Here is a 2458-nt window from a genome sequence, read left to right as displayed (position 1 = left end):
ATCCGGCGCGGCGCGAAGCTGGTCGACAGGCTGGTGATCGGGGTGACCACCAACATCACCAAATCGCCGATGTTCGACGATGACGAGCGCATCGCGATGGTGAAGGCCGAGGTCGCGTCATTAGGTGGCGACATCCGCGTTGTCGGCTTCAATTCGCTGCTGATGGACTTTGCCGAGCGTGAGGGCGCGAGCATGATCGTCCGCGGGCTGCGCGCGGTCGCCGATTTCGAATATGAGTATCAGATGGCGGGGATGAACCAGCAACTGAACGACCGTATCGAAACGGTGTTCCTGATGGCCGATGTCGGGCTGCAGCCGATCGCGTCGCGACTGGTCAAGGAAATCGCCATCTTCGGTGGCGATATCCGCAAATTCGTCACGCCGTCGGTGCGCGATGCCGTCGTTGGTCGTATCGCCGAGCGGGGGCTGCTGCAGGGTGACCGCTGATACCGATCATTGAGCGTTCAGCTTTTTCCAGCTAGGGCGCGCTAATCGGGCGCAAATCCCGTTTATTCATCCAAAGGCCGATCCAGCATGACATTTTCCTTCCGCCCCTTGGTTCTTACGGCGATGGCGTTCGGTCTCGCGGCTTCGGCGGTGGCGCAGGATGCGCCGCCTGCGCCCGGACCTAACCCGGAGGAAAACCAGCCTGCGCCGCCGGTGGAAGCGCCTGCTCCGGCGCCGGCAGAAACGCCGCCCGCAGCACCGGCTGCAGCCGACGGCACCCCGGCGGCGGAAGTTCCCGCGGTGCCGGCGATGACCCCCGCCCAATATATGGGCAACCCCGAATATATGCTCAACCTCGACCTCTCGACCGGCGGCCGGGTCGTGATCCAGCTCTATCCCAATGTTGCGCCGAACCATGTCGAACGGATCAAGCAACTCGCGCGCGCGGGCTTTTACGACGGGATCAAATTCCACCGCGTGATCGACGGCTTTATGGCGCAGACGGGCGATCCGACCGCGACGGGGCAGGGCGGCTCGCAGCTTCCCGACCTGAAGGCCGAATTCAACGTGATCCCGCATCTGCGCGGTACGCTGTCGATGGCGCGCGCCGAAAATGAGGACAGCGCGAACAGCCAGTTCTTCATCATGCTTCAGCCGCGTTTCTCGCTCGACCGCCGCTACACCGCCTTCGGCCGCGTCGTGTCGGGCATGCAATATGTCGACGCGATCCATAAGGGCGAGCCGCCCGAAGTGATGTCGCGCATGGTGCAGGTATCGGTTGCGGCCGACAACAAGCCCGTGCCGCCGGCTTCGATGCTGACCGAAACGGTGCCCGCTCCCGTTGCCGCGCCCGAAGTAACGGTCGACGAACTCAACGCTCCGATCAAGCAGTAAGCGCGGCGGCGCGCGCAAAAGATCATGCGCGTCGACGCTTTCGATTTCGACCTGCCCAACGAGCGTATCGCGCTGCGACCGGCGCGACCGCGCGATGCGGCACGGATGCTGGTGGTCGTGGGGGACGAAATCACCGATGCTGCTGTCGGCGACCTGCCGGCATGGCTGCGTCCCGGCGATTGCCTCGTTTTTAACGACACGCGCGTCATCCCGGCGCAGCTCGAGGGGCGGCGCGGCGATGCCCGGATCGGCGCCACGCTCCACAAGCGCATCGACCTTCGCCGCTGGCAGGCGTTCGTGCGCAACGCCAAGCGGCTCCGCGTCGGCGAGAGCGTCGATTTCGGCGCGGGGGTCGAAGCGCTTGCCGAAGAGCGGCTGGCCGACGGCAGCTTCATCCTCGCCTTCGCCGGCGACGAGCCGGTCGAAGTGTTGCTCGAACGCGCCGGCACGATGCCGTTGCCGCCCTATATCGCGGGCAAGCGCGCGACCGACGAGGACGACCGTGCCGATTACCAGACGATGTTCGCGCGCGAGGATGGCGCGGTCGCGGCGCCGACCGCCGCGCTGCACTTCACGCCCGGCCTGCTGGACACGCTCGCAAAGGCGGGCATCGCGACCGAGACGCTGACGCTGCACGTCGGCGCCGGCACTTTCCTGCCGGTCAAGGCCGACGACACCGAGGACCATGTCATGCACGCCGAATGGGGGCGGATCGAGGCCGACACCGCCGCGCGCCTCAACGCGGTGCGCGCCGGCGGCGGCCGCGTGATCGCGGTTGGCACGACCAGCCTGCGCCTGCTGGAAAGTGCGGCGAAGGACGACGGCACGATCGCGGCATTCGCCGGCGACACCGCGATCTTCATCACCCCGGGCTACCGCTTCAAGGCGATCGACGGGCTGATGACCAATTTCCACCTGCCGCGTTCGACGCTGTTCATGTTGGTCAGCGCGCTGATGGGACTGGAGACGATGCAGGCGGCCTATGCCCATGCCATCGAAAGCGAATATCGCTTCTACAGCTATGGCGACGCAAGCCTGCTGCTGCCCGTCGGCTAGTCTCCTCGACTGGATTTCCAGCCCGATGACGAAATAGGAAATGGAGAGCGAGAAAAGACTT

3 protein-coding genes are annotated in these 2458 nt (G+C 65.3%); all 3 read left to right on the top strand.

The annotated features are described in order from the left end of the window. Positions 1 to 447, top strand: a 447-nt coding sequence (coaD, locus tag VGD20_RS14675) for a pantetheine-phosphate adenylyltransferase (protein ID WP_331135155.1), incomplete at its 5' end; no start/stop codon positions are given. Between the two features lie 87 nt (positions 448 to 534). Next, positions 535 to 1341, top strand: a complete 807-nt coding sequence (locus VGD20_RS14670) for a peptidylprolyl isomerase (protein ID WP_414714579.1) — start codon at positions 535 to 537, stop codon at positions 1339 to 1341. Between the two features lie 24 nt (positions 1342 to 1365). Then, positions 1366 to 2397: a tRNA preQ1(34) S-adenosylmethionine ribosyltransferase-isomerase QueA gene (gene queA, locus VGD20_RS14665; RefSeq protein WP_331135153.1), complete on the top strand. Its 1032-nt coding sequence runs from the start codon at positions 1366 to 1368 to the stop codon at positions 2395 to 2397. The last annotated feature ends 61 nt before the right edge of the window (positions 2398 to 2458 follow it).

It is taken from the genome of Sphingopyxis sp. (assembly GCF_036402335.1).
GTDB lineage: Bacteria > Pseudomonadota > Alphaproteobacteria > Sphingomonadales > Sphingomonadaceae > Sphingopyxis.
This window is presented reverse-complemented; position numbering and strand designations above follow the sequence as displayed.